This is a genomic window from Thiolapillus sp. (assembly GCF_048562965.1).
Classification (GTDB): domain Bacteria; phylum Pseudomonadota; class Gammaproteobacteria; order Chromatiales; family Chromatiaceae; genus Thiolapillus; species Thiolapillus brandeum_A.
In genome coordinates this window covers 1-736 of the sequence record NZ_JBHNMF010001271.1, presented here as the reverse complement: position 1 = coordinate 736, position 736 = coordinate 1, and the positions used below count along the sequence as shown (strand labels likewise).

Annotated in this window: 1 protein-coding gene and 1 pseudogene; both read right to left on the bottom strand. The window is 51.4% G+C overall.

Translation table 11 applies throughout. The annotated features are described in order from the left end of the window. Positions 1-188, bottom strand: a 188-nt coding sequence (locus ACOCD2_RS23755; protein ID WP_419600109.1) for a type I restriction-modification system subunit M N-terminal domain-containing protein, incomplete at its 3' end; no start/stop codon positions are given. A gap of 24 nt (positions 189-212) precedes the next feature. Next, positions 213-736: pseudogene (locus tag ACOCD2_RS23750) on the bottom strand (anticodon nuclease); the annotation flags it as partial.

Sequence of the window (736 nt, the reverse complement as noted above, 5' to 3'; positions counted from 1 at the left end):
TCATCCTGCGCTGGCCAGTCGGGACCCAGTTCCTTTTGTGCGGCCTCCTCGTAGTTGTCCGACAGATAGCGCAGAAAGAGGAACGACAGCATGTAATCGCGGAAATCGTCGGCATTCATCGCACCGCGCAGGTCGTTGGCAATGCCCCAGAGGGTCTTGCCCAATTGTATTTTGTCTTGCTCGGTCATGCTGCTGTTTCCTCGGTCGCCGCTTCAGGGAAAAAGTTTTGGGTTGAATCGGTAGTTGTTCATGAGGTTGTTCAATATCTTGCGGAAGATCCGCTTGTTCTCTTCCATCATATCCACCGGTTCGAAAAGAGAATGATTTCCGTGGCTCAGGAGATTGACATACCGAGCATGAAGCTCACCGTCTTCGTCGTTTGGTTCGCGTTTGATGATTTCGCCCAAGCAGCTAAAGCCATGGAAGGTCGCAGTCTTTTCCATGATGCTGCGCAGAATCGTGAAGTGATAGGTGTAAATCTCACCAGTTTTCGCAACTCGGTGCAGCTCCTTGAGCATGGCGACGTGATAAAAGTGGGGTGTGTCGGTAGTATCGCGTAGCTCGTAACCCGATTCCGCCTTGGCGAGAAAATAGCGCAGAGCCCTTTTCATCTCATTGCACAGCACATTGAAGAATACTGTGTGATGGGAGGAGATGATGGTCTTGAGACGATCCTGGTCTTTCAGCAAGTGCGCCAGATCTGCTGCCACGGCAATAGCGTTATTCTCGTCCAAGG